Origin of the sequence: Streptomyces ovatisporus (assembly GCF_042653885.1) — a bacterium.
GTDB lineage: Bacteria > Actinomycetota > Actinomycetes > Streptomycetales > Streptomycetaceae > Streptomyces > Streptomyces ovatisporus.
This window is the reverse complement of record NZ_JBHSFH010000004.1, coordinates 693,650-717,968: the sequence shown is the minus strand read 5'-3', so window position 1 is coordinate 717,968 and position 24,319 is coordinate 693,650. Positions and strand designations below refer to the sequence as shown.

The window sequence follows — 24,319 nt, the reverse complement described above, 5'->3', positions numbered from 1 at the left end:
CGCCCACTCCACGGCAGTGCGACAGCCGGAGTGGCGACGAGTCCGAAAGAACACCACCCGGCCCACGGCCGGCCCTGACGAAAGGCGCCATCCGCAGCATGACCACAGCAGTCCGCACCGGGGGCGATCTCGTCGCCGAGTCTCTTTCCGCTCTCGGTGCCGGCACAGTCTTCGGGCTGCCGGGCCAGCACGCGCTGGGTGTCTTCGACGCCCTCCGCCGCTCCGCCCTCTCCTATGTGGGTCTGCGGATGGAGAACAACGCGGGCTTCGCCGCCGACGCACACGCCCGGCTGACGGGCAGTCCCACACCGCTGCTGGTCTCCACGGGCCCGGGGGCCCTGATGTCGCTTGCCGCTCTGCAGGAGTCGGCGGCGGCCTCCGCACCGGTGGTGGGCATCAGCAGCCAGGTCCCCGCCGCCGGCCTGGGCGGCGGACGCAAGGGCTACCTGCACGAACTCCGTGACCAGCAGGCGTCGTTCCGCGATGTCGTCAAGTCCGTCCACACAGTCCGCGCGGCCTCCCAGATCCCGTCCGCGCTGGCCGCTGCCTGGTGCAGCGCCCTCGAAGCGCCCTCCGGACCCGTGTGGGTCGAGATTCCCCAGGACGTACTGCTCTCACCGACCGACGTCCCGGCTCCCGACGCCCTGGCCGAGAGCGGCACGTACGTCCCCCGGCCTCTGCACGCACGCCCTGAACTCACCGCGGCAGCAGCCGCACTGCTCGACTCGGCCAACCGTCCGGCAGTGCTGGCGGGCGGAGGTGTCGTACGGGCCGGAGCGCAGCCGCAGCTCCTCGCCCTGGCGGAACAGCTGGACGCTCCCGTGGCCACCACCTTCGGCGGGAAGGGCGCCTTCCCCTGCGAGCACAGGCTGTCACTGGGGTCCTGGCTGGAGGACCGCTGCACGACCGAGTTCCTCGCGGACGCCGACGTGCTGCTGGTCGTCGGTTCCGGACTCGGTGAACTCTCGTCCAACTACTACACCTTGGCCCCCCGCGGCCGTGTCATCCACATCGAGGCCGACCTGGGCAAACTGGAGGCCAACCATCCGGCGCTGGGCATCCACGCCGACGCACGGCAGGCGCTCGAAGCACTCGTCGCGGCAGTCACCCCACGGCCCCGGGGCGATGCGGCAGCCGAGGTCTCCGCTCTGCTCGAGCGCGTACGGGCCCGCATCGACGGACAGGGCCTCGAACTCGAACAGGACGTCCTCACGTCCGTACGGGCCGCACTCCCGGACAGCTCCCCGAGCTTCTGGGACATGACGATCCTCACCTACTGGGCATGGTCCGCCTTCGACCCGCGCTCCGGAGCCATGCACTCCGCCCAGGGCGCGGGCGGTCTCGGATACGGCTTTCCCGCCGCGCTGGGCGCCGCGGCCGCAGACGCGGAGCGCAGCACCCCGGTGCTCGCCGTGTCGGGAGACGGCGGCGCGATGTACTCCCTCGCCGAACTGGCCGCTGCCCGCCAGCACGAACTCCCCGTGACCTGGCTGATCGTCGACGACGGCGGCTACGGCATCCTCCGCGAGTACATGACGGACGCCTTCGGCGAAACAGTCGGCACCGACCTGGTCCGGCCCGACTTCGTGGCCTTGGCGGAATCCTTCGGAGTCCCGGCGGTACGCACCTCGCCCGACCGGCTCCGCGCCGACCTGTCGAAGGCACTGGCCGCGCCGGGGCCGTCGGTGGTCGTACTCCCCGCAGTGCTGAGGATGTTCGCCCCGACCCATCTGTCCGAACAGCCCTGACAGCGCCGCGTCACGTGCCCGCAGGCACCCGGTGTGCGTCCCGTCCGGGCCATGGGGCCGTCTGCGGGCCCGTTCGGAGGAATCTGGGCCGTGCCCCGCCGGATGGCGCCGGATGCGTGCCCGGCTCTCCTTACGGTGCCTGTGACCGATGTCCCGGGCCTTCGTTCACCCGTCCAGAGGACCCAGGGACCGGCAGGGACCAGCATGAGTGGAGGTGCCCTCGGTGGCAGCACCGCCGGACAACGACGTGCTCTGGGCACGCGGACTGCACTACTCGTACGGCGGCTCTCCCGCCCTGCAAGGCGTCTCCATCGGCGTTCAGGCAGGCGAGATCGTCTCCGTCACCGGACCACGGGGCAGTGGCAAGTCGACACTGCTCAGCTGCCTCTCCGGTCAACTGACGCCCCACTCCGGGGAGATCTGGTTCAACAGCGTGCCGATGCACACGCTCAGCCGAAGTGCCCGTGAACGACTGCGCCGGGACCGCTTCGGATGGGTCGGCAGCGAGCCGCAGCTGATCCCGGAGCTGACCGCCTGGGAGAACGCCGCGATGCCACTGCTGCTGGGCGGCGTCGGCCACCGTGCCGCCCGCAAGGCCGCCGTCGAATGGCTCGACAGACTGGACGTCGGGGACTGTGCACGAAAGCGCCCCTCCGCCCTCCTGCAGTCCGAGCGGCAGCGCGTCGCCATCGCCCGCGCACTCGCCCCGGCACCGGCGATCGTCTTCGCCGACGAGCCCACGGCACCGCTGCACCAGGTGGAGCGGGCACAGGTGCTGCGCACCCTCACGACTGCCGCACGATCGCACAACATCACCGTCGTGCTGACCACGCACGACCCTGCAGTGATGCTGCCGAAGGTCACCTCCGACGACCCGTCTGCAGCGGACGCGGCAGGACCGACGCTCGTCGACCGCAACCTCACACTGGTCGACGGACGGCTCAACGGTCTGGTCTCCCCCGGCCCTGGCCGTGAAGCCCCCGACGGAACGGACGAGGACGGCGGCGCGGACGGCATGGCCTCCGGCGACAGCAACTCGGACGGCGAAGACTCCAAGGGTGCCGCGTGCTCGCTCTCCGTCTAGTCCGCGGGGGTTCCCCCCTCACGCTGCTGCGGCGCCTGCTCGTTGCCTGTGCGACGGCAGTCGTGGCCTTCCTCCTGCTGGCCGCGCTGAGCCATGCCCTTGCTCATCCGCAGGATTCCGGCACTTCTCTGGTGAGGCTCGTCTGGTGCTCCGTACCGCTCGCAGCAGCCGTGCAGTTCGCCGCGGCGGTCGCGCGTACGGAGCCCGGATCGCGATCGAGGTCCGCGCTGGACGTCGCAGGGGTCGGTCCCGCCCGCATCCACCTGCTCGCCGCTCTTTCGACCGTGATGTCCGCACTGCTGGGCAGTGGCATCGCACTGGTCGTCTACCTGCATCTGCGCGGCCAATTGGCCGCCCTGCCGTTCGACGGCGCCGCGGTGGGGCTCCTGGCGGCCGAACAGCCGTTGCCCGTCGCAGCGACCCTCGTGCTGCTGGGGCTGCCGCCGCTGGTGGCCGGGGGCGCTGCGGCGCTGGCGACACGTCCGCGCATGACTCCTGCAGTGGCTGCCGCCCCGGGCGGGGGCAGCGTGACAGCCTCTGCCGGCGCAGGCGGAGCCGACGGCGGCACCGAGGCGCTGACCCCGGCCGGGGCGGCAGCCGACCGTGACGGGCCGGCGTTCCGCACAGTGCACGGCCCGCTTCCGGCGACAGCCACCCTGCCGTGGGGCACTGCGCTGATCGCCGCGGGACTGGCCATGGAGACGTACGCGAGCCGGTCCCCCAAGCCGCTGCCCCTGTCGAGCGTCCTCTCCAACAGCGCACCGGGTGTGCTGGGCGGCTGGATGCTGACCGCGGTGGGACTGGTGCTCGCCGGCCCCGGCCTCACTCAACTGTGCGGGCGTCTTCTGGCCGTGGGCCGGCCCGGCGCCGTGCGACTGCTGTCCGGCCGTGTTCTGCAACGGGAAGCCGGGCGACTCGGCCGGCCCCTGGGCGTCCTGTGCGCTGTCGCCGCGGGCGCGCTGGCTGCGGGCGAGCTGTACGCCAGGACTCCGGAGGACGGGGCGCGTCTCCTCGGACCGCTGACGATTCTCGGTACGGCCCTCGTGGTGTTCTGTGTGACTGCCAGCGCGCTGACTGCCGCAGCCGAATCACGCGCCTTCCGCTCCTCGGCCAACGCCGCCCTCGTCCGGCTCGGCGCGCCCCGGCGTGTACTGCGGGGAGCGGTCGCCCTTCGACTGTGCGTGCTGGCAGTCGTACTGGGCTCGCTCACCTGGGCCGTGGGACAGCTCGCCGCTCTGCCTCTGATGTCGTGAGTGCTGCTGAACAGGACGGGGCCGCCGGTCCGTTCGGCGGTCCCGGCTCCTTTCCGCAGTCCTGAGTCCGCACCGCTGCCGAGCACCTACCCTGACTGAATGCTCGACCACGAGATAGAGAGCCTCGAAGAGTTCGACGACGTCGTCGAGGCGACGGGCTGCCTCAGCGGCTGGCGCGTGCAGTCCGTCGATCTGCGCGAACGTACGGCTGAACTGATCTCCGCAGAGTCCGACGGTGCGGTGTTTCTCGGCTGTGCGATGTCCTCCGAGGCAGTCGTCAGCGTGCAGGAGAAGGGAGGCCTCGTCTTCCCGCCCGTACCGCAGATGCCGTTCAACCCCTACCGGGGACGTCTGTACTCCCCGGAGGAGCTCTTCTCCGGACTGCGGCAGGGGTACCACCAGACACCGGACGCCCGCTCGTACGCCTGGTTCCAGCGGACGAAGAACGACGGGGACGTCTTCTCCTCGATGCTCCGCGCCGTGCACGACGACGCCATCTCCGATGCGCTGGACGAACACCTCGTGGGTGCCCGGGTCGTCGGCGTCATGGGAGGGCACAGACTCGCGCGCGGCACCGATGCGTACGCAGGCGCGGCGCGCCTCGGCCGTGCGCTCGCCCGCGACGGTCTCACTGTCGCCACGGGAGGCGGCCCGGGAGCGATGGAGGCGGCGAACCTGGGTGCCTACGCCGCGGATTTCGATGACGGCATGCTGGAGAAGGCACTGGAGATGCTTTCGGCCGCGCCGTCCTTCGAGGAGTCGGTGGGCACGTGGGCACGCGCGGCATTCGCTGTGCGGGAGGGCTGGCCCGCTGGCGGCACGTCGGTCGGCATCCCGACATGGTTCTACGGACACGAACCGCCCAACGCGTTCGCCCAGCACATCGCGAAGTACTTCGTCAACGCAGTCCGCGAGGACGGGCTGCTGGCGCGGTCCAACGCGGGTGTCGTGTTCCTTCCGGGTGCGGCGGGGACGGTTCAGGAGATCTTCGACAACGCGACGCCCAACTACTACCAGTCGCGTGGTGCTCCCACCCCGATGGTGCTGGTCGACGAGGAGCACTGGACCCGCAAGCTGCCCTGCTGGCCTCTGCTGCAGTCGCTGGCGCACGAGCGGCCGATGGCGTCCTGCATCGCCCTGGTCGACGACGTCGAGGAAGTGCCGGCGACACTGGCCCGACTGTCCGGCGGGGACACTAAGGAGACCGGCTGACGCCGTTCCCCGAGCCCGGCACCGATCAATCAGCCACCTATCCGGACCACTTCCTGCTCGTCGAAGGCGACGCCCACCGACACCCCTGCCTCCGGTGCCTCCCGCAGCGCGCAGGATGCTTCAAGACGAGGCCCCCGGCGAGGCTGCAGCAGCAGTGTCACGGCTGCTGCGTCGCCACCGCGGAAGGTGCGGGCCTCGACCGTGCAGGGCAACCCGTCCTCGACCGCGGTCATCCGCACCCCGGTCGGACGTACGAGCAGCTTGCACGCACCTGCGGGAGTGCCGTCCGGCACAGGGAGCTTGCCCCAAGGTGTGCCTGCGGTGTCGCCATGCACTGTCGCGTCGACGACATTGTCGAATCCGAGAAAGCGGGCGACGAACTCCGAGGCCGGCTGCTGCCAGACCTCCAGAGGTGTCCCTGACTGTGCGACGCGTCCCTCGTTCATCACCACCACCCGGTCCGCCAGGACGAAGGCTTCACCCTGGTCGTGCGTGACGGCGAGAACTGTGCTGCCCAACCGGCTGAACAGCGCGCGCAGTTCGACGACCAGCCGCTCGCGCAGTCCGCGGTCGAGCTGGCCGAGGGGCTCGTCCAGCATCAGCAGGTCAGGCTGCGGAGCGAGAGCACGAGCGAGGGCGACGCGCTGTTGTTCCCCACCGGAAAGAGTGGCGACCGCGCGCCTCTGTGCGCCGGGAAGTCCGACCATGCTGAGCAGTTCGGCGACACGCTCCGCGGTCTCCGGCCTCGATGCGCGCCGCATCCGCAGGCCGAATGCGACGTTGCCTCCGACATCGCGCTGAGGGAACAACTGGTGGTCCTGGAACATCAGGCCGACCCCGCGCTTGTGCGGCGGAACAAGTGTCTGGTCCTGCCCCGAGAGCCGTATCCGGCCCTCGTCGGGCTCCTGCAGGCCGGCGACGACGCGCAGCAGCGTCGACTTGCCGCTGCCACTGGGTCCCAGAACGCACACCGTCTCGTGGTCGGCGACCTCAAGGTCCACCGCGTCCAGCGCTCGCACACCGCCGAAGCTGACAGTCACACCGTCCAGTCGCAGCATCAGAACTCTCCCGAACGGTCGGTACGTATGCGCTCCAGCGCCAGCAGAGTGCACGTGCAGACCAGCATCAGAATGGTGCTCATGGCCATCGCCTGCCCGTAGTTGACCTCTCCCGCCCGGCCGAGGAAACGTGCGACGGCGACGGGAAGCGTGGGGGCGTCGGGCCGTGCGATGAAGACCGTCGCACCGAACTCTCCGAGCGAGACGGCGAAGGCGAAACCTGCAGCCACGAGCACGGCCCGGCGCACGAGGGGAAGGTCCACCTCGCGCCATGCGCGGATCGGCGAGGCGCCCAGCACAGCAGCCGCCTCGCGCAGCCGCGCGTCGACTGCACGCAGCACCGGCAGCGTCGTGCGTACGACGAAAGGGATCGCTACCAGTGACTGCGCGAGCGGAACGATGATCCAGGACGCCCTCAGGTCCAGAGGCGGTTCGTCGAGGGCGATGAGGAAGCCGAAACCGACGGTGACGGCGGAGGTGCCGAGCGGCAGCATCAGCATGGAGTCGAAACCCCGTACCAGCCGCTCCGTCGTACGGCCTGCGCCGCGCAGAGTCAGCGCTGCGGCGGCGAGTCCGCCGACGAACAGAGCGATCAGTGTGGCGACAGCCGCGTACGCCAGAGAGTTGCCGATCGCAGCGGCCGGGGCAACGGTGAACGTGCCGCTGCTGGAAACGGACCCGAGCGCGCGAAAGTGCTGCAGTCCGTAGCCGTCAGGGCCGTCGAGCGAGCGTTCCACCAGGATGCCGAGAGGCACGAGCACCAGCAGTGCGACCACTGTCAGGACCGCCACCAGCAGCGCCCACTGACCGCCGCTCTGCGGACGCCGTGCCGTCTGGGTCGCAGGCACCATGCTCAGCGACGCGCGCCTCTTGCGTACGGTCCTGGCGTGCGCGGCGAGCAGCGCGGTGACAGCCGCGAACTGCAGCAGCGTGAGCACCGCTGCTGTCGGCAGATCCAGCAGCGCCGCGGTCTGCCGGTAGATCTCGACCTCCAGAGTCGCGTATCGCGGTCCGCCCAGTACCTGGATCACGCCGAAGGAGGTGAAGGTGAAGAGGAAGACGATCAGTGCCGCCGCCGCGATCGACGGTGCCAACGCGGGGAGGGTCACACGGACCCATGCGGCGAGACGGCCCGCGCCCAGCACACGGGCTGCCTCCTCCTGCCGTGGATCGAGCTGCGACCACAGACCGCCCACCGTCCGGATGACGACCGCGTAGTTGATGAAGACGTGGGCGAGGAGAATCGCCCACACGCTGGTGTCCAGCCGCACGCCGAACCACTCGTCCAGTGCACCGCCCCGTCCCAGCAGGGCGAGGAAGGCCGAGCCGACCACCACCGTCGGCAGCACGAACGGCACCGTCACGACAGCGCGCAGCAACTGCTTTCCGGGGAAGTCGAGCCGCGCGAAGACGTACGCCCCGGGCAGGGCGAGCGCGAGCGTACAGACAGTGGATGCCGCTGCCTGCCACACCGTGAACCACAGCACGTCCAGCACGCCGGGGTCGGTCAGCACATGTCCGAGCCGGTCGAGATGCCACTGCCCGGACGCCCGCAGGCCCCGGCCGACGATCGCAGCCACGGGATAGGCGAACAGCAGGCCGAAGAAGGCGACGGGCACCACCATCAGGGAGACCGGCAGCGCACTGCGGAGGCGACGACGCAGCCGGATCCGGTGCTCTGCGTGCTGCTCCGCTCCGGCAGTCGCGCTGTCCCTGCGGTTCTCGGCCGGAGTTACTTCACGACGAGAGACGTCCACGCCTTGACCCACTGTTCGCGGTGTTCGGCGATCTTCGACGGCGCCATGGTCGCCGCGTCGTCGACGGACACCCCGTACTTCGTGAACAGCTCCGGCAACTCGGCGTCCTTCCGGACCGGGTTGACGAACATCTGCAGTGGCAGATCCTCCTGGAAGGTCTTGCTCAGCATGAAGTCCAGCAGCGCCTTGCCGCCCTTGGAATTGCGCGCTCCTGCCAAGAGACCCGCGAACTCCGTCTGCCGGAAGCAGGTCTTCTCGGCGATCCCGGTGGGCGCCTGTGCCGGCAGCGGCTTCTTCCCCATGACCTCTGCGGGCGGACTGGAAGCGTAGGAGACGACAAGAGGCCGGTCGCCCTTGCCCTTTCCGCCGTTCGATCCGCTGAACCGGTCGTTGTACGCCTGCTCCCAGCCGTCGACGACCTCGACACCGTTGGCCTTCAGCTTCTTCCAGTAGCCCTGCCAGCCGTCGCCGTACTCGTCGACGGTGGCCAGCAGAAAACCCAGGCCCGGTGAGGACGTTGCGGCGTTGGAAGTGACCAGCAGGTCCTTGTACTCGGGCTCTGCGAGATCGGCCAGACTCTCAGGCGGGTCCAGCTTGCGCTTCTCGAAGTACCCCCGGTCGTAGTTGACGCAGATCTCACCGGAGTCGACGGGAGTGACCCGGTGCTTGCCCCGGTCGAGTTGGAGTTCGCGGGGGACCTTCCCGAGTCCTTCGGCCTCGTACGGCTCGAAGACGCCCTTGTCGAGGGGCCGGGAGAGGAGGGTGTTGTCGACCCCGAAGAAGACGTCTCCTTGCGGATTCCCCTTGTTGAGGACCGTCTGGTTCACGGCGGCACCGGCGTCCCCGCCTCGGAGGACCTTGACGCGGTAGCCGGTCCGATCGGTGAAATCCTTCAGCACGGACTTCGAAGCCGCGAACGAGTCATGCGTGACGAGAGTGACGGTCTTGCTGTCCTCGCCGCCCGAGTCGGAACTGCTGCAGGCAGTCGAGGTGCCCGCGAGGGCGATCAAGGCGGTCACGGCGGCAGTTGTGCGCAGGGCGTGCGTGCTCATCGGCTCATCGACTTCCTACCCGGCATGACCCGGGCGAGGTTCGAGGGTCTGCGGCTGCACGTCTTCGTACGTGCGTCCGCACTCTCAGCGCTGTACGCGCTCCCCTGTCGGCTGTTGTTGATCTGAATCCTGTCGGCGGTTGATATGCCTACGACAAGACCTTCCGCAGGCTACCAGTCGGACCCTGACCGGACGTCGGCGCGCCCGCCGTCACCGCTTCCCACCGTCGCGGGATCTGGCGGGCAGATGCGTCCTTCAGCGCTCCGTGGCGGCCAACTGTCCGCACGCTCCGTCGATCTCCTGCCCCCGGGTGTCCCGCACGGTCACCGGCACCCCGTGTACCTCCAGCGCCCGTACGAACGCGGCTTCGTCCTCAGGACGCGACGCCGTCCACTTGGAGCCCGGTGTGGGGTTGAGCGGGATGAGGTTGACGTGCACGGGCTTGCCCTTGAGCAAGCGGCCGAGCAGATCGGCGCGCCACGCCTGGTCGTTGATGTCCTTGATCAGCGCATACTCGATGGACACGCGCCGAGCGGACTTGGCAGCGTACTCCCACGCCGCGTCCAGCACTTCACGGACCTTCCACCGTGTGTTGACGGGCACCAGGGTGTCGCGCAGTTCGTCGTCCGGCGCGTGCAGCGAAACGGCGAGACGGCATTTGAAGCCTTCGTCAGCGAAGCGCAGCATCGCCGGGACCAGACCCACCGTCGAGACGGTGATGCCGCGCTGCGACAGTCCGAGACCGTCGGGCTCCGGGTCGGTCAGGCGCTTGATCGCACCGACCACACGCTTGTAGTTGGCCAGCGGCTCGCCCATGCCCATGAAGACGATGTTGGACAGCCGCGCCGGGCCGCCCGGAACCTCACCGTCGCGCAGAGCCCGTACACCGTCCACGATCTGATGCACGATCTCGGCCGTCGACAGATTGCGGTCGAGCCCCGCCTGTCCGGTCGCACAGAACGGGCAGTTCATGCCGCAGCCGGCCTGCGAACTGATGCACATGGTGACCCGGTCCGGATAGCGCATCAGCACGGACTCGACGAGAGTGCCGTCGTGCAGCTTCCACAGCGTCTTGCGGGTGGTGTCGTCGTCGCAGCTCACGTGGCGGACGACCTTCATCAGATCGGGCAGCAGCTCCGCGGCCAGCCTGCCGCGGGCACCGGCGGGAATGTCCGTCCACTCGGCGGGGTCGTGGGCAAGCCGCGAGAAGTAGTGCTGCGAGAGCTGCTTGGCGCGGAAGGGCTTCTCGCCCATCTCGGCGACCGCCGCGCGACGCTCCTCGGGGGCGAGATCGGCAAGATGCCGCGGCGGCCTGGCGGCTCCGCGGGGCGCGACGAAGGTGAGTTCTCCGGGTGCAGGCATAACTTCACCAGTGTCGCAGATCCACTTGGGTGCCCCTGGTCAGAGAGGTCCGAGGCAGTCAGCCACCGTCGCCGACTGTCGACGATGGTCCACCTCGTACGATTAGCGCGATCCAATTCGGAACCCACTCGGGTCAGCCGTCAACTCCTCAAGATCCACGAGTTCCACTACCTCGGTAGGAGTGATTTTGCTACGACTTGCCATTTACGCATTCATGGCCGTCTCAGCAGGAGTCGCAAGCTTCTTCATAACAAATTCCACAGTCGTCAACATGACCGCCGGCCTGAGCGTAGGACTCCTCGTGCCGGTCGCCGACGAGATTGCCCAGAATTGGGGCAGCTTAAGAATCCTGTGGTATTCACTGCGCTACAGAAACAGATCCATCAGAGTATCCACCGCATACTTGTTCAAGATCTACCTGGATGGAAAGTATCTCTTGATCCGTGGCTCACGGTATCGAAATCACTTCCAGCCTGTAGGCGGTGTCCACAAGGTCTCCCCGCAAGGCAGCGCAGTTCTGTCCGAAATGGGCGTAACCGATGACGATCTGATCCCCCTTGATGCTGTGAGCTACGGGGACCTTCGTGTGCACGTACCAGGAAAGCGACTCGGTCAATTCTTCCGCTGGTTCGAATCCAGGTCAGGCCGTGAAGATTCTCCCTGGCGTGAATTTCAGGAGGAGCTGCTTGCAACTGAAATCCTGCCTGCCCACGACTTTCCCCACATCATGCACAACTACCTCAGACGTGATGTGGACTCAATTCGATACAGCGAGTGGGCCGAGTCGCTGGAAATCCTGGTCGCGGACATATACGAGCTTGTCCCCAATCAACAGCAAGAAAGAGCACTTCGTGAATTGATGGCGACCACGAATCCAGATGTTGCATGGGTCCCCTCGCATCAGATCAAACGCCGAGGTGCAATACCTGGACAGCCTCAGACCATTGAAATTGCAGCCCACAGCTTGCGGATCTTGTAGCAAAGGCGACGGAACGGCCTTGAGCTGGAACTGCCTCGGGGTGAGGGAGAGCAGGGGCTCGTAAGCTTGCTGCGACTCGGGCAGCACCTCGCCTGCCCGCAATAGCCCGAAGTGAGCCCTTGGTCTTCGAGACTCACCCCGAGGTGGCTGCTTATAGCGGCAGCGCCGACCGACCCCGCCGCCGCCTCCCCTCTTGTCAGTTGAGTCCTCAGGCTCTCGAGTCTGATCGAGCTTTTCGCCGTCCAGCAGTTGCCCCTGGGAAATAGGTAACCGATCGGTTACCCTTTCACCATGAGAGCCCCCGCTGCTCTGGCAGACCCGGTCCGGCAGGAGATCCTCGTGCTGCTGCACGCACGGCCGCGCACCGTCAGCGAGATCACGGAGCACTTCACCGTCAGCCGCCCCGCTGTGAGCCGGCATCTCCGAGTGCTCCGCGAGGCGGGTCTCGTCGTCGCCGAGGAGCGTGGCCGTGAGCGGGTCTACAGCATCGACCCCACACCGCTGATCGAGCTCAGTCGCTGGCTCGATCAGTTCGCAAACCGCTGGGAGCAGCGTTTCGACGCGCTCGAGACGGAAGTTCACCGCACCCGGAGAGAGCGGACGAGACGGATGAGTCCGCTCGACGAATCCAAGGAGAAGCCCGCATGACGCCGAAGCCCAACGGTGCCCTCGATCGCACCGAAACCGGCCCCGACCTCGTCCTGACCCGCACTTTCCAGGCACCGATCACCGACGTCTGGGACTCGCTCACCGAATCCGAACGCACAGCACGGTGGTTCGGCCCCTGGGCCGGCAGTCCGGGTGCGGGACGGACGATCAGCGTCACGATGGCCGCCGAAGAGGGAAGCCCGGAGATGCAGATGAAGATCGAGGCGTGCGAGCCGCCCTATCATCTCTCGGTGTCGGCGGTCGACGAGTACGGCACATGGCACCTGGAGGCACAGCTCACCGAGCGGGAAGGCGTCACGCACCTTCGCTTCGTGCAGCACCTCACCGATACGTCCGGAGTCGGCGAGACGGGCCCTGGCTGGGAGTACTACCTCGACCGGCTCACCGCAGCAGTACGCGCCGAGCCGATGCCGGAGTTCGACGACTACTACCCGGGAATGAAGGGCTACTACGACGCACTGGCGAAGGAGGCGGCAGACCACGCGCCGGAGTGACCGGCCCGAGGGAGCACCGGCCAAGGCCCTTCGGGCACCACGTCAGCCGTTGCCGACGAAGACCACGAACAGCAGCCACACGACCGGTGCCGTCGGCAGCAGAGAGTCCAGGCGGTCCATGATGCCGCCGTGGCCCGGCAGCAGCGTGCCCATGTCCTTGATGCCCAGGTCGCGCTTCATCATGGACTCGCCGAGGTCGCCCAGTGTGGCGCTGACGGCGACCACCAGCCCGAGCAGCAGGCCCTGCCACCAACTGCCGTCCTCGATCAGGAACTGCATGCACAGTGCCCCCGCCGCCATGGCGAAGGCGATGGCTCCGCCCAGCCCTTCCCTGGTCTTGCCGGGGCTGATGCTGGGGGCGAGCTTGTGCGTGCCGAAACGCCACCCCACCGCGTACGCCCCCGTGTCGCTGACGACCGTCAGCAGCAGGAAGGTGAGCACACGCCACGGCCCGTCGTCGGCGGCGAGCATCAGCGCGACGAACGTGGCCAGGAACGGCACGTAGAAGGTGGCGAAGACGGCTGCGGTCACATCCCGCAGGTATTCGTGCGGCGACTCCGTCATGCGCCAGACGAGCACCGCGAGGGAAGTGAGGGCCATGGCGATCCACGCGCCCTCCGGGCCCCGTACGTAGCCGGCAATGACCATCGCGGCGCCGCCCACCGCGAGTGGCACCAGCGGGGCCCGGATCTCCTTGCGCTCGGTGAGCCGCGAGGTGAGCTCCCACAGGCCTACGACGACAGCGACGACGATGACGCCGAGGAACACCGGCTTGTAGAAGAAGAGGGAGGCGAGGATGACGACGCCCAGGCTGACGCCGACTCCTATGGCGGCACGCAGATCACGGCCCGCGCGCTTCTTGCCTCCCCTCGGGGCAGGGCCCGGGTCGGAGGACTCCGAAGCGGGCCGTTGACCGTACGGATCCCTGCTGTCGCCGGCGGAGCCGCCGGAACCGCCGGAGGACGACGCGGACCCGCCGGCTCCGCCGGAGCCGTGGGAACCGCCTGAGCCGGATCTGCCGTGGCCGTGACCGCTGCCGTGACCACCCGGGTCGGAGACGATGGGCATGGGCCGAGTCTGCGACACACCGCTCTCGTGCGCGGGAGCTTCACCCGCGCCGCGCGGAAAGGCACCTCCCGGAACGGCGCCCGGGACGCTTCCCTGACCGGGTGCTCCCCGGAATCCTGCGCGGGGCGGCGGGGCTCCCCAGGATGAGTCGTTCACAGATTGCAGCCTCAGACCTCGGACGGATCACGGAAACACCAGCGGGTGACGTTCAGACCTCGAGCAGCTCGGCTTCCTTGTGCTTGAGCAGCTCGTCCACCTGCGTCACGTACTTGGCGGTGGTGTCGTCGAGTTCCTTCTCCGCACGGCGGCCCTCGTCCTCACCGACGTCGCCGTCCTTGATGGCCTTGTCGATGGACTCCTTGGCCTTGCGCCGGACGCTGCGGATCGAGATCTTCGCGTCCTCGCCCTTGTTCTTGGCGACCTTGATGTACTCCTTGCGGCGTTCCTCTGTCAGCTCCGGGAACGTCACCCGGATGATATTGCCGTCGTTCGACGGGTTGACGCCCAGGTCCGAGTCACGGATCGCCTGCTCGATGTTGCGCAGGGAGCTCTTGTCGAACGGGGTGACCACCGCCATCCGCGGCTCCGGCACCGAGAACGACGCGAGCTGGTTGATCGGGGTCATCGCGCCGTAGTACTCGGCCACGATCTTGTTGAACATCGCCGGGTGGGCCCGGCCGGTGCGGATCGCCGCGAAGTCCTCCTTGGCGACCACGACCGCCTTCTCCATCTTCTCCTCGGCCTCGAGGAGGGTCTCTTCGATCACCACGTGCTCCTGATTCGGTGAATGAGCTCTGCGGAACAGCCCTGTTTCCTGCACGGTGTCCGACCGGCAGGCAGTTGTCCATCCCCGTACAGGACCGTTGCGACGGCGCCGAGTTGCCGAGGACGCCGAGTATGCAACGCAGCCCGCCGGGGGCGAACGTCAGCCCCTCGTACCCTGGTTGCTCACCAGGGTGCCGATCTTCTCACCCTTCACGGCCCTCGCGATATTGCCCTCGGCGAGAAGCTCGAAGACGAGGATCGGCAGTTTGTTGTCACGGCAGAGGGTGACGGCCGTGGCGTCGGCGACCTTCAGATCGCGGGTGATGACTTCGCCGTACTCGAGGGCGTCGAACTTCACCGCATCGGGGTTCTTCGCCGGGTCGGAGTCGTAGACACCGTCGACGCCGTTCTTACCCATCAGCAACGCCTCGGCGTGGATCTCCAGCGCGCGCTGAGCGGCGGTCGTGTCCGTCGAGAAGTAGGGCATGCCCATGCCGGCGCCGAAGATGACGACCCGGCCCTTCTCCAAGTGCCGCACCGCGCGCAGCGGGATGTACGGCTCCGCGACCTGGCCCATGGTGATGGCCGTCTGGACGCGGGAGTCGATGCCTTCCTTCTCCAGGAAGTCCTGCAGGGCGAGGCAGTTCATGACCGTACCGAGCATGCCCATGTAGTCGGACCGGGCACGGTCCATGCCCCGCTGCTGCAGCTCGGCGCCGCGGAAGAAGTTGCCGCCACCGATGACGACGGCGAGCTCGGCGCCGTCGCGTACGACCGATGCGATCTCGTGCGCCATCTTGTGCACGACGTCGGGGTCGACACCCAGCCCCCCGCCGCCGGCGAACGCCTCGCCGGAAAGCTTCAGCAGGAAACGTTTTCGGCCGTCTCGGCCCCTGCCTGTGCCGTTGCTGCCGCTGTCCTTACCCATGCGTTCTCCTCGTGCACATACGAAGGAGGCCACTGCCGTCGGATCCTCGCGGTCCTCGATGCGGCAATGGCCTCCTCGTCACAACTGCCCTGTTCCCGACCTTAGCGGGCGCGTGCCGGATACGTGGTCCAGTGGTCCGTGCGACCGGCATGCATTTGAAGGTGGGGGCGTCAGGCGCCGACGCGGAAGCGGGCGAAGTGCTTCAGCGTGACCCCGGCTTCGTCCAGAACCTTCTGGACGCTCTTCTTGTTGTCCTTCGCGAAGGGCTGGTCGAGCAGGGAGTTCTCCTTGAAGAACCCGTTGACCCGGCCCTCGACGATCTTGGGCAGCGCCTGCTCGGGCTTGCCCTCCTCGCGCGCGGTCTCCTCGGCGATGCGGCGCTCGTTCTCCACCGTGTCGGCCGGGATGTCCTCGCGGGAGAGGAACTTGGGGGCGAAGGCGGCGATGTGCTGCGCGACGTCCTTGGCGATCTCCGCGTTCTCCTTGTCCAGCTGCACCAGGACGCCCACCTGCGGGGGCAGGTCCGGGCTGGTGCGGTGCAGGTAGGAGGCGACGAAGTCGCCAAAGAACTGGGCGAAGCGGTCCAGGACGATCTTCTCGCCGAGGTTGGCGTTGGCCTCGTCGACGTACGCCTGCACGGTCTTGCCCGGCTCGATCTCCGAGGCGAGCAGCGCCGGGGTGTCGGCCGGGGAGGTGGCGGCGACGTGGGCGGCGACGGCCTCCGCGACGGCGAGGAACTTCTCGCCCTTCGCCACGAAGTCGGTCTCGCACTTCAGCTCGAGGAGCACGCCGGAGGTGTTGTCGTCCGCGAGGCGGGCCACGACGGCACCGTTCGAAGCGGTGCGGCTCTCACGCTTGGCGACGCCCTTCTGGCCCTTGACGCGCAGGATCTCAACGGCCTTGTCGACGCTGCCTTCGGCCTCGTCCAGCGCCTTCTTGCAGTCCATCATGCCGGCGCCGGTGAGCTCCCGGAGCTTCTTGACGTCGGCGGCGGTGTAGTTCGCCATACTGGGTTTCCTTCTGTGACCAGGCCCCGTGCCGCGCTCGGCGCAGTCGCGGGGCTCGTCCGTCTTGAGGTCTGAGCCGGCCGGATGAGACGCCTCCACCCTGTGGTGTGGGCGAGGCGGAGTCGCAGGCTGTGCGTCTCTCCTCATGAGGCCGTTGAGGCTGGTGCACGTGGGTGGCGGCGAAGGCTTGCTTCGCCGCCACCCCGCGAGGGTCAAGCCTGCTCGGCAGCCTTCGGCTCGGCGGATTCCTCCGCCGGCTTCTCCTCGGCCTTGGCCTCGGAGTCGGCGGCCTTGTCCTCGGCCGGAGCCTCGGCGTCCTTCGCCGGGGCCTCAGCCTTCTCGCCCTTCTCACCCTCGAGGAGCTCGCGCTCCCACTCGGCCAGCGGCTCGGCGGCCTTGTCGCCGCCCTTGGCCGCCTCGGCGGCGCCGGAACGGGCGATGAGGCCCTCGGCGGCGGCGTCGGCGATCACACGGGTGAGCAGGGTGACGGAGCGGATCGCGTCGTCGTTGCCCGGGATCTTGTAGTCGACCTCGTCCGGGTCGCAGTTGGTGTCCAGGATCGCGACGACCGGAATGTTGAGCTTCCGGGCCTCGCCGACCGCGATGTGCTCCTTCTTGGTGTCCACGATCCAGACGGCGCTGGGCACCTTCTGCATCTCGCGGATACCGCCGAGAGTCTTCTCCAGCTTCGCCTTCTCGCGGGAGAGGACCAGAAGCTCCTTCTTGGTGAGGCCGGAGGCGGCCACATCCTCGAAGTCGATCTGCTCCAGTTCCTTCAGCCGCTGCAGCCGCTTGTAGACGGTCGAGAAGTTCGTCAGCATGCCGCCGAGCCAGCGCTGGTTCACGTAGGGCATGCCCACGCGGGTGGCCTGCTCGGCGATGGCCTCCTGGGCCTGCTTCTTGGTGCCGACGAACATGATGGAGCCGCCGTGTGCGACGGTCTCCTTGACGAACTCGTAGGCGCGGTCGATGTACGACAGCGACTGGAGCAGGTCGATGATGTAAATGCCGTTGCGCTCGGTGAAGATGAAGCGCTTCATCTTCGGGTTCCAGCGGCGGGTCTGGTGCCCGAAGTGGACGCCGCTCTCCAGCAGCTCCCGCATCGTGACGACGGCCATGGCCGTTCTCCTCGGTTTACTCGGTTGTCGTCAGCGACGGCCGGGACGGCCATCGCTTGCCTGACGCCTCTGTCGCGCTGTGCCCGGAAGAAGCCCTGTGAGAAGGCCCTTCAGGGACCGAGTCGCGCTGCCACCGCTGAGAGTGGCGAGGCGTGCGAAGTCAGCCCGTTGGTCCGGGCCGCCACCAGAAGTGTACGGGACCGGTGAGGCGCCCTGCTCCCTCGATCGGGCGCCTGCGCGACGGGCGGGACGGCGCCCCTCCTGTATCGGCAGCGCCACCCCTCCAACGAGTGAGCGCACCGTCCACAACTTCCAGGTTGTCCACAGAAATCGGGCTTCCTCCCCTCGCTTGGTCACAATGCGCGATCGTCTGCACTCGGACTCGGCGAGGGCCGCGGTTGCCCGCCGTCGGCTCCGCAGACGGTGAGCGAGCCCGAGGGAGTGGGGCGGATGACAGCGGGGTGGTGGTGCTGGTGCAAGGACGGCGCGAACTCGGTCCGTGACGGCGCGCTCGGACGGCTCCGTCTCTTCGTGGCGTCCGTGGCGGTCGCGGTCTTGATCGGCGCTTCGGCGACGGACGCCCGGCAGGCGTGGGCGGAGCCGGTCCGCCAAGGAAAGCAGGTCAGGACCTCGCCGTACGAGGACGAACGAAGCCGTACCGCGCAGCGCCCCGTCCGGCAGCCGGGAAGCGGTGGCACCGCTCGGCGGGGCGAACGCGTCTGGCCAGTGTCGGGGAAGCCGGGCACGGCGAGTACCAGGCCGGAGGTGAAGCGTGCCTGGGAGCCGCCGCCCTCACCCTGGGCCTCCGGGCACCGCGGTGTGGATCTCGCAGCAGGACGAGGCCGGCCCGTTCGCTCGGTCGGTGACGGGCGGGTCTCCTTCTCGGGCACAGTCGCCGGGCGCGGAGTGCTGTCGATCGAACTGTCGGGTACCGGTGATCCGCCTGTCCGCACCACCTACGAGCCGGTGCGCGCTTCGGTACGCGAGGGCGAGAAGGTGCGGGCCGGTCAAGTCGTGGCGACCGTCGCGGAGAACGCCTCCCACTGTCACGACGGCTGCCTCCACTGGGGCGCTCGACGGGACGAGCGTTACCTCGACCCGCTCTCGCTGCTGCCGCCCGGCCTGCTGCACAACGGCCCGTCGAGGCTGCTCCCCTTCTACGGGACGCCCGTACCCGGCGGCCGTGCCGCGACGCCCGACCGCCACAGCCGGAACGGAACTTCTGAGACCACCGGGGGCACGCCGACTGGACCGAACCGGGCGGAGGCGGTGAACACCTCAGCCGTGGCCGGTCCGGTCGGCGCCGGCGGGGTCGTCCTGACTCTGGCGCTGGCAGGGGCGGCACTGCTGGCCCGTCGGCGCCTGAGCCGAGCGTGCCGGGCGGGCTCGTCGAAGCGCCCTCCCTGACATCGGCACTACGGGCACGCCGCGGGGCAGCTTGCGGGTCACGTGCAGGTGCGCTGCGTCCGGCCGTTGCCGGCAGATCAGCCGCGGACCCCGCTCAGCGCCATGGCGACTGCCGTCTCGGTGATCTGCTGGGGGTCCTCTGCCGCGCCGAGTTCGATGCGCCGGACCGCTGCGTCGACGACTCCTTGGAGCAGCATGGCGGTCAGCCGCGGCTGCTCGTGACCGAGCGTTCCGAGAGCCTCGACGACCATGGCGATCAGACCGCCGTGAGCAGCGCGGATCCGCTCCCTGGCACCCGCGTCCAGTTCACCGGCCGAGATCGCGACCACAGCCCGGTGGCGGCGGTCGGAGACGAGCGCCAACTGTGTCCGTACATACGCTTCGATCTTCTCTTCGGGCGGCTCCTTCTCCGCCATCGCCGATTCGACTTCTGCTGCCCAGACCGGGAAGTCGGCAGCGCAGAGTTCCTCGACGACTGCGGCCCGGGAGCGGAAGTACTCGTAGACCGAGGAGCGCGCAAGTCCGGTGCGCTGCGCGAGGGCGGGGAACGTCAGCGCTTCCGTACCGCCTTCGGACAACAGGGCGCGGGCAGCGTCCAGCAGGGCGCCGCGCTGCATGGTCCGGTGCTCGGCCACGGAGGCCGCTCGAATCCTGGGCACGCCCACCACCTTACGGACGGAGGTCCCGGTTCAGCGACCGACGTCGGCCAGCTTTGCCCGAAGCTGGAGCACCGACTTGGTGTGGATCTGGCTCACACGGCTCTCGGTGACGCCCAGCACCTGTCCGATCTCGGCCAGGGTGAGCCCCTCGTAGTAGTAGAGGGTGACCACCGTCTTCTCGCGGTCCGGAAGGGTGTTGATGGCACGGGCGAGCAGCTGGCGCAGTTCACGTCCCTCGGCGACCTCGACGGGGTTGTCGGCAGCTGTGTCCTCCAGCGTGTCCATCAGGCTGAGCCCTGCGCCGCCTTCACCGCCGACGTGCAGGAGTTCCTCCAGGGCGACGACGTTCGCCAACGACAACTGGCTGAAGACGCCGTGCAGTTCCTCCAGGGGAATGCCCATCTCCGCTGCGACCTCGGACTCCGAGGGGCTGCGGCGCAGGGTCGCCTCCAGCGAGGCGTAGGCGCGCTCGACGGCGCGTGCCTTCTGCCTCACCGAGCGGGGAATCCAGTCCAGGGCACGGAGTTCGTCGATCATGGCGCCGCGGATGCGGGTGATCGCGTACGTCTCGAACTTGATGGAACGCTCAGGGTCGAACTTCTCGATGGCGTCGATGAGGCCGAAGACACCCGAGGAGACGAAATCCGCCTGCTCCACGTTGGGAGGCAGGCCGACGCTCACACGCCCCGCCACGTATTTGACGAGCGGGGAGTAGTGCAGGATCAGCTGTTCCCGCAGTGCTTCGTCTCCCGTGGCCTTGTACGACCGCCACAGCTCGTGGAGCGGACTGTGATCGGCGCCGGGCCCGGTGTTCTCGGCTGTGGCCGGTGCGGCTTCGGCGGTGGCCGCCCGGTCAGGCCCGGGGATGTGCTGGGGCATTCGTCGCCTTGAGCCGTTCTGCTGAGTGGTCGTCACGCAGAAGCAGCGTGACCTGGTGCCTCTTCCTTGGAATGTGTGAGCGTAGCGTGACCGCACGGTCGCAATATGCGATGAGCGCGCGCTTCAGGATGCGCAGATACGTTCCGCTCCCCGCACCGGGGAGTTACTCCGGCGACAGCGTCAGACACCGACCCTGAAAGGCGGGCGAAGCGGAACAAGACCATACGGATCACCCTTTCATTCGATAGCCGCAGGTCAAGGACCGCCTCATCACTCGATGGGGTGCCAGCTCTAGGGAAGCCCCGGACGACTCAACTTCCAGCGACTGCCCATACGTTCGACAAAGCCGAGCGCGCACAGCTCCTTGAGCCGCACCAGCACGGCCTCGGGGGTGATGCCGGCCGTCTGTGCCACCTGTGTGGAGTCGGCCGCGCCGCGGCCGGGCAGTGCGTCGAGTACGAGCGCGGCCTCTCCGGGCAATACGTCGCGGGGCACCGACGGTCCCCGTCTTGCGGGCGCCAGCTCTCCGATGCTTCCGACGAGTTCGATGACTTCGGCAGCGTCAGTGATCACACACCCCTCCTCGCGCAGGAGCTCGTTGACCCCGGCGGAGAGTCCCGAAGTGACCGGCCCCGGAACGCCCATGACGAGCCGGCCGAGCCGCCGCGCGTGCCGCGCCGTCGACAGCGAGCCGCTGCGCAGTGCCGCCTCCACGACGACGGTCCCCCGGGTCAGCGCGGCGATCACTCGGTTGCGCAGGACGAACCGGCTGCGCGTCGGGTGGTCGTGGGGCGGCAACTCGGCCAGCAGCAGCCCTTGTTCGCCGATACGCCGGATCAACTCGCCGTGGCCCGGCGGGTATGCCACATCCACGCCGCAGGCGAGCACACCGATGGTCGCACCGCCGGCGGCGAGAGCTCCACGGTGTGCCGCCCCGTCGATGCCGTAGGCAGCACCCGAGACCACTGTCCAGCCGCGTTCGGCCAGCCCGGCGCTCAGCACCGCGGCGACGTGCACGCCGTACTCCGTACAGGCACGGGCTCCGACGACGGCGACCGAACGCAGCGCCCAGAACCGCAGGTAGGGTGCTCCCCGCACAAAGAGCCCGATGGGCCGGGTGACTCCCAGAGCGTCCAGCTGTCCCGGCCATTCCCGGTCGCCGGGGCACAGGAAGCGGCCCCCCACGGCGTCGACGGCGGCCAAGTCCCCCTCGGGGCAGGCCCGGCGCGTTCGGGAGCGGAGCCCGGCCCAGCGCTGTTCACCGACCCCCGGCAGCGGGCGCCCGTCGGACCGGAGCGCAGCGAGCACCTCCTGCGGCCCATAGGTGCGCAGCCACCTCCCCGCCGTCTCGTCCCCGGGTTCGACGATCCGGGTGAGGGCGACGCGCGCCAGCCGCTCCTCGTCATCGGTGTCGTTCCGGCCCTCACGATCCCACCGGCCGCCGCCGCGGTCGCCGTCACCGGAGCAGGAGTCACGGCGCTCGTGGGCGTTCCGCTCCTCCCCAGAGCGCACATGCCCGGCGAGATCCTCGTCTCCGTGTGTGTGTCCGGTCGACACAGATCTCTCCCCCTCCCACCTCATGCGGTCCCTCCAAGCCGTCCGTTCGCCGACGTCGCCTACGCACGTGTGGGCTGCGCCGAGCCGTGCCGGACCCCGGTACGGAGCTCCAGCGCGCACTCGACGTCCTCGGCTGTCGGACGGTCATGGCCCGCCAAGTCGGCGACGGTCCACGCGACTCGCAGCACGCGGTCCAGTCCGCGCGCGGTGAGAAGCCCGCGCTCCATCTCCCCCTCGGCCTTGCCGAGCGCCCCGGGTTCCGCAGGCCACCGCGTCCGCAGTTCGTGCCCGGGCACGTCGCTGTTGGCTGTCCAGGGTGTTTCCGCGTAGCGCTCGGCTGCCCGCTCCCTCGCGGCCAGGACGCGCTGCGCGATCACCGCTGTCGACTCGGAGGCTCCGTGCAGTCCCGCCAACTCCGAGCGGGAGAGCGGGTTCACCGGGACGCGCAGGTCGACGCGGTCCATCAGAGGGCCGGAAAGCCTCGCCTGGTAACGCCTGATGGCCGAGGGCCTGCACTCGCACTCCCCGCTTTTCATGCCGTATCTGCCACAGGGGCACGGGTTGGCGGCGAGCACCAGCAGGAAACGCGCGGGCATCCGCATCACACCGGAGGTGCGCGCGATCACGACGTGGCCGGACTCAAGCGGTTGCCGCATCGCATCGAGCACCCTGCCGCTGCACTCTGCGGCCTCGTCCACGAAGAGCACGCCGTGGTGGGCCAAGGACACGGCGCCGGGCCGCGGCAGGCCCGACCCGCCGCCGATCAACGAAGCCATGGTGGCGGAATGGTGCGGCGCGCAGTACGGCGAGCGCGTGAGCAACGGCTGTCCGGGGGGCAGCGCTCCGGCCACGGAGTGGACCGCCGTCACCTCCAGGGACTGCTGCGACGTCAGCGGGGGCAGCAGCCCGGGGAGCCGCTCCGCGAGCATGGTCTTCCCCGCCCCGGGGGGTACACAGCGATGGATGCACGGCGCCCCCGGACAAGCCCCCAGCGCGGTAGCGCCAAGCCTGCAAGAAAAAACCTGCAATGTACCAACCCCCTTACACGCGTAAGGGGGTTTACTCCCATGCAAGAAAAAACTGCAGGCCCGCCCGAGGCAGGACGGACGCCCTCAGGCGGCTCGACCACTTCCAATCTCACCCCCTAGTAAGTAGAGGGAAGATCGCTCCCGCACCACAGTTCACCTAGCAGGCGGACGAAGCGCACCCTCTCCAGCCCGCCCAGGCTCCCGTGCCCTCTCTCCCACGGTCGAGCCGGGCGGGCTCTCCTCTGTCTGTCGCGCCTGCCGGCGCACAGCGGGCATGGTCCGGCTTTAGGAAGCCGGGTGCGCGATGCCCACACCAACTCACCAGCGGAGCAGAGCAGCCCCTTGAGTGGGGCAACCGAGGGCCTGATACGCCCTACCGGCGGGACTGAAAACCCCGTCGCTCTGCCCGCTGGTGTTTTTGTAACCACGCACGCCGCGACCCTAACGGGGGAAGCGTGCGGTGCTGGCCTCCACCGCTGAGGCTAGACAGCGCAGCAGCCGGAGATAAGCGCCGGAGCGTGGCGCCACACAGCGAGGCTCGTACAGTCGGGCGTCAAAGAGCCAGCGGAACGCTGCGCCCCTCGCTGCCCCACCTCACCAGCGGAGCAGACGCTACACAGCGCACCCTCGCTGTCAGCGCACTCCCGCTGATCCCCCTCCACCAGCGGAGCAGACGCTACACAGTGTGCCCCGCTGTCCCCGCACAGTGCCCGCCCCTCTCGGCGTGAAGACTCCGCTGGTGAAGGGGCGACCGAAGACTCCTGAGAAGACTCCCGTGAAGACTCCGCTGGTGAAGGGGTAAGGCCATGGCCAAGCGTGCTGCGCCCCGCCGGCGTAAGAAGAACTCCCCGCTGCTGTTGTGGCTCGTCGCCATCACCGCTGCGCTGGGGCTGTACCTTGAGGTGGCGGGAGGGTGATTCACATGGACGAGTGGGACGACACGGACGATCTCGAAGAACTGGACCCCCGCTGGGAATGGGTCGACGTCTCCACGTACGGTGATCCCGGCCCCGTGTTCCTCAAGGGTACGTGCAACCACCTGACGCCACTGCTCGTAGCCTCCCCCATCGAGATCGAATCGCGTCTCTGTCCGGACTGCGAGGCGCAGCTTCCCGCTGCGCTGCCGCTGTGACCCGCCGGCGCGCACTGTCCGTCTGCAGTGTGCCTGGTTGCCCGGAGCTGACGCCCGGCGGCAAGTGCACCGCACACGCTGAGGCGGCCGAGGCACGGTGGCG

The 24,319-nt window shown here is 68.6% G+C and carries 21 protein-coding genes and 1 pseudogene; 9 read left to right on the top strand and 13 right to left on the bottom strand.

The window, feature by feature from the left end:
* Window positions 1-98 precede the first annotated feature (98 nt).
* The 4 genes from ACFPA8_RS08125 (at window position 99) to ACFPA8_RS08110 (ending at window position 5,297) form a co-directional block, all read left to right on the top strand.
* Window positions 99-1,748, top strand: a complete 1,650-nt coding sequence (locus ACFPA8_RS08125) for a thiamine pyrophosphate-binding protein (RefSeq protein ID WP_386444429.1) — start codon at window positions 99-101, stop codon at window positions 1,746-1,748.
* 223 nt (window positions 1,749-1,971) lie between these two features.
* Window positions 1,972-2,832, top strand: a complete 861-nt coding sequence (locus ACFPA8_RS08120) for an ABC transporter ATP-binding protein (RefSeq protein WP_386444427.1) — start codon at window positions 1,972-1,974, stop codon at window positions 2,830-2,832.
* On the top strand, window positions 2,814-4,085 hold the full coding sequence (locus ACFPA8_RS08115) for a hypothetical protein (RefSeq protein ID WP_386444424.1): 1,272 nt from the start codon (window positions 2,814-2,816) through the stop codon (window positions 4,083-4,085). Before ACFPA8_RS08120 ends, ACFPA8_RS08115 begins: the two co-directional genes overlap by 19 nt.
* A 99-nt stretch (window positions 4,086-4,184) precedes the next feature.
* On the top strand, window positions 4,185-5,297 hold the full coding sequence (locus ACFPA8_RS08110; protein ID WP_386444421.1) for an LOG family protein: 1,113 nt from the start codon (window positions 4,185-4,187) through the stop codon (window positions 5,295-5,297).
* 29 nt (window positions 5,298-5,326) lie between these two features.
* Here the strand turns inward: ACFPA8_RS08110 and ACFPA8_RS08105 are convergent, their stop codons facing one another.
* From ACFPA8_RS08105 to rlmN, 4 genes are all read right to left on the bottom strand, one after another.
* The gene (locus ACFPA8_RS08105) at window positions 5,327-6,355 is read right to left on the bottom strand and encodes an ABC transporter ATP-binding protein (RefSeq protein WP_386444418.1); all 1,029 of its coding nucleotides are present in this window, start codon (window positions 6,353-6,355) and stop codon (window positions 5,327-5,329) included.
* The gene (locus tag ACFPA8_RS08100; protein WP_386444731.1) at window positions 6,355-7,980 is read right to left on the bottom strand and encodes an ABC transporter permease; all 1,626 of its coding nucleotides are present in this window, start codon (window positions 7,978-7,980) and stop codon (window positions 6,355-6,357) included. The genes ACFPA8_RS08105 and ACFPA8_RS08100 overlap by 1 nt, the downstream gene beginning before the upstream one ends.
* Before the next feature lie 107 nt (window positions 7,981-8,087).
* The gene (locus ACFPA8_RS08095; protein WP_386444415.1) at window positions 8,088-9,164 is read right to left on the bottom strand and encodes a thiamine ABC transporter substrate-binding protein; all 1,077 of its coding nucleotides are present in this window, start codon (window positions 9,162-9,164) and stop codon (window positions 8,088-8,090) included.
* A gap of 255 nt (window positions 9,165-9,419) precedes the next feature.
* Complete coding sequence (rlmN, locus tag ACFPA8_RS08090; RefSeq protein ID WP_386444412.1) at window positions 9,420-10,526, bottom strand: dual-specificity RNA methyltransferase RlmN; 1,107 nt, start codon at window positions 10,524-10,526, stop codon at window positions 9,420-9,422.
* A gap of 271 nt (window positions 10,527-10,797) precedes the next feature.
* Here rlmN and ACFPA8_RS08085 point away from each other — a divergent pair, with 271 nt between their 5' ends.
* From ACFPA8_RS08085 to ACFPA8_RS08075, 3 genes are all read left to right on the top strand, one after another.
* Window positions 10,798-11,505, top strand: coding sequence for an SMODS-associated NUDIX domain-containing protein (locus ACFPA8_RS08085; protein WP_386444409.1), 708 nt, complete (start codon window positions 10,798-10,800; stop codon window positions 11,503-11,505).
* Between the two features lie 291 nt (window positions 11,506-11,796).
* Window positions 11,797-12,153: an ArsR/SmtB family transcription factor gene (locus ACFPA8_RS08080; RefSeq protein ID WP_386444406.1), complete on the top strand. Its 357-nt coding sequence runs from the start codon at window positions 11,797-11,799 to the stop codon at window positions 12,151-12,153.
* Window positions 12,150-12,668, top strand: coding sequence for an SRPBCC family protein (locus tag ACFPA8_RS08075; RefSeq protein WP_386444403.1), 519 nt, complete (start codon window positions 12,150-12,152; stop codon window positions 12,666-12,668). The genes ACFPA8_RS08080 and ACFPA8_RS08075 overlap by 4 nt, the downstream gene beginning before the upstream one ends.
* A 42-nt stretch (window positions 12,669-12,710) precedes the next feature.
* On the opposite strand, the gene ACFPA8_RS08070 is transcribed toward ACFPA8_RS08075, so the two are convergent.
* From ACFPA8_RS08070 to rpsB, 5 genes are all read right to left on the bottom strand, one after another.
* Window positions 12,711-13,892, bottom strand: coding sequence for a phosphatidate cytidylyltransferase (locus tag ACFPA8_RS08070; protein ID WP_386444400.1), 1,182 nt, complete (start codon window positions 13,890-13,892; stop codon window positions 12,711-12,713).
* Between the two features lie 52 nt (window positions 13,893-13,944).
* Entirely contained in the window at window positions 13,945-14,502 is a 558-nt protein-coding gene (frr, locus tag ACFPA8_RS08065; protein WP_386444397.1) for a ribosome recycling factor, read from the bottom strand.
* 159 nt (window positions 14,503-14,661) lie between these two features.
* A complete protein-coding gene (gene pyrH / locus ACFPA8_RS08060; protein WP_386444394.1) occupies window positions 14,662-15,429 on the bottom strand; it encodes a UMP kinase in 768 nt (255 codons plus the stop codon).
* 170 nt (window positions 15,430-15,599) lie between these two features.
* Window positions 15,600-16,436 carry a translation elongation factor Ts gene (gene tsf / locus ACFPA8_RS08055; RefSeq protein ID WP_386444391.1) on the bottom strand — a complete coding sequence of 279 codons (837 nt, stop codon included), beginning with the start codon at window positions 16,434-16,436 and terminating at the stop codon, window positions 15,600-15,602.
* A 212-nt stretch (window positions 16,437-16,648) separates the two neighbouring features.
* Window positions 16,649-17,554, bottom strand: a complete 906-nt coding sequence (rpsB, locus tag ACFPA8_RS08050; RefSeq protein ID WP_386444388.1) for a 30S ribosomal protein S2 — start codon at window positions 17,552-17,554, stop codon at window positions 16,649-16,651.
* Between the two features lie 450 nt (window positions 17,555-18,004).
* Here rpsB and ACFPA8_RS08045 point away from each other — a divergent pair, with 450 nt between their 5' ends.
* Window positions 18,005-18,961 carry a murein hydrolase activator EnvC family protein gene (locus tag ACFPA8_RS08045; protein WP_386444385.1) on the top strand — a complete coding sequence of 319 codons (957 nt, stop codon included), beginning with the start codon at window positions 18,005-18,007 and terminating at the stop codon, window positions 18,959-18,961.
* 77 nt (window positions 18,962-19,038) lie between these two features.
* Here the strand turns inward: ACFPA8_RS08045 and ACFPA8_RS08040 are convergent, their stop codons facing one another.
* The 4 genes and pseudogenes from ACFPA8_RS08040 to ACFPA8_RS08025 form a co-directional block, all read right to left on the bottom strand.
* Complete coding sequence (locus tag ACFPA8_RS08040; RefSeq protein WP_386444728.1) at window positions 19,039-19,578, bottom strand: TetR/AcrR family transcriptional regulator; 540 nt, start codon at window positions 19,576-19,578, stop codon at window positions 19,039-19,041.
* Window positions 19,579-19,650: 72 nt separating this feature from the next.
* Window positions 19,651-20,499 carry an RNA polymerase sigma factor WhiG gene (whiG, locus tag ACFPA8_RS08035; RefSeq protein ID WP_386444382.1) on the bottom strand — a complete coding sequence of 283 codons (849 nt, stop codon included), beginning with the start codon at window positions 20,497-20,499 and terminating at the stop codon, window positions 19,651-19,653.
* A gap of 291 nt (window positions 20,500-20,790) precedes the next feature.
* Window positions 20,791-22,056 (bottom strand): DNA-processing protein DprA, encoded by a 1,266-nt coding sequence (dprA, locus tag ACFPA8_RS08030; RefSeq protein ID WP_386444379.1) that lies wholly within the window; start codon window positions 22,054-22,056, stop codon window positions 20,791-20,793.
* A gap of 59 nt (window positions 22,057-22,115) precedes the next feature.
* Window positions 22,116-23,006: pseudogene (locus tag ACFPA8_RS08025) on the bottom strand (YifB family Mg chelatase-like AAA ATPase); the annotation flags it as partial.
* A gap of 1,000 nt (window positions 23,007-24,006) precedes the next feature.
* On the opposite strand from ACFPA8_RS08025, the gene ACFPA8_RS08020 reads away from it, so the two are divergent.
* Window positions 24,007-24,216, top strand: a complete 210-nt coding sequence (locus ACFPA8_RS08020; protein WP_386444376.1) for a hypothetical protein — start codon at window positions 24,007-24,009, stop codon at window positions 24,214-24,216.
* Window positions 24,217-24,319 lie beyond the last annotated feature (103 nt).

Coding starts and splice junctions, on each gene's coding strand:
- ACFPA8_RS08125 (WP_386444429.1), top strand. CDS start 99: ATGACCACAGCAGTCCGCACCGGGGGCGATCTCGTCGCCGAGTCTCTT.
- ACFPA8_RS08110 (WP_386444421.1), top strand. CDS start 4,185: ATGCTCGACCACGAGATAGAGAGCCTCGAAGAGTTCGACGACGTCGTC.
- ACFPA8_RS08105 (WP_386444418.1), bottom strand. CDS start 6,355: ATGCTGCGACTGGACGGTGTGACTGTCAGCTTCGGCGGTGTGCGAGCG.
- ACFPA8_RS08100 (WP_386444731.1), bottom strand. CDS start 7,980: ATGGTGGTGCCCGTCGCCTTCTTCGGCCTGCTGTTCGCCTATCCCGTG.
- ACFPA8_RS08095 (WP_386444415.1), bottom strand. CDS start 9,164: ATGAGCACGCACGCCCTGCGCACAACTGCCGCCGTGACCGCCTTGATC.
- rlmN (WP_386444412.1), bottom strand. CDS start 10,526: ATGCCTGCACCCGGAGAACTCACCTTCGTCGCGCCCCGCGGAGCCGCC.
- ACFPA8_RS08085 (WP_386444409.1), top strand. CDS start 10,798: ATGACCGCCGGCCTGAGCGTAGGACTCCTCGTGCCGGTCGCCGACGAG.
- ACFPA8_RS08080 (WP_386444406.1), top strand. CDS start 11,797: ATGAGAGCCCCCGCTGCTCTGGCAGACCCGGTCCGGCAGGAGATCCTC.
- ACFPA8_RS08075 (WP_386444403.1), top strand. CDS start 12,150: ATGACGCCGAAGCCCAACGGTGCCCTCGATCGCACCGAAACCGGCCCC.
- pyrH (WP_386444394.1), bottom strand. CDS start 15,429: ATGGGTAAGGACAGCGGCAGCAACGGCACAGGCAGGGGCCGAGACGGC.
- tsf (WP_386444391.1), bottom strand. CDS start 16,436: ATGGCGAACTACACCGCCGCCGACGTCAAGAAGCTCCGGGAGCTCACC.
- rpsB (WP_386444388.1), bottom strand. CDS start 17,554: ATGGCCGTCGTCACGATGCGGGAGCTGCTGGAGAGCGGCGTCCACTTC.
- ACFPA8_RS08045 (WP_386444385.1), top strand. CDS start 18,005: ATGACAGCGGGGTGGTGGTGCTGGTGCAAGGACGGCGCGAACTCGGTC.
- ACFPA8_RS08040 (WP_386444728.1), bottom strand. CDS start 19,578: ATGCAGCGCGGCGCCCTGCTGGACGCTGCCCGCGCCCTGTTGTCCGAA.
- whiG (WP_386444382.1), bottom strand. CDS start 20,499: ATGCCCCAGCACATCCCCGGGCCTGACCGGGCGGCCACCGCCGAAGCC.
- ACFPA8_RS08020 (WP_386444376.1), top strand. CDS start 24,007: ATGGACGAGTGGGACGACACGGACGATCTCGAAGAACTGGACCCCCGC.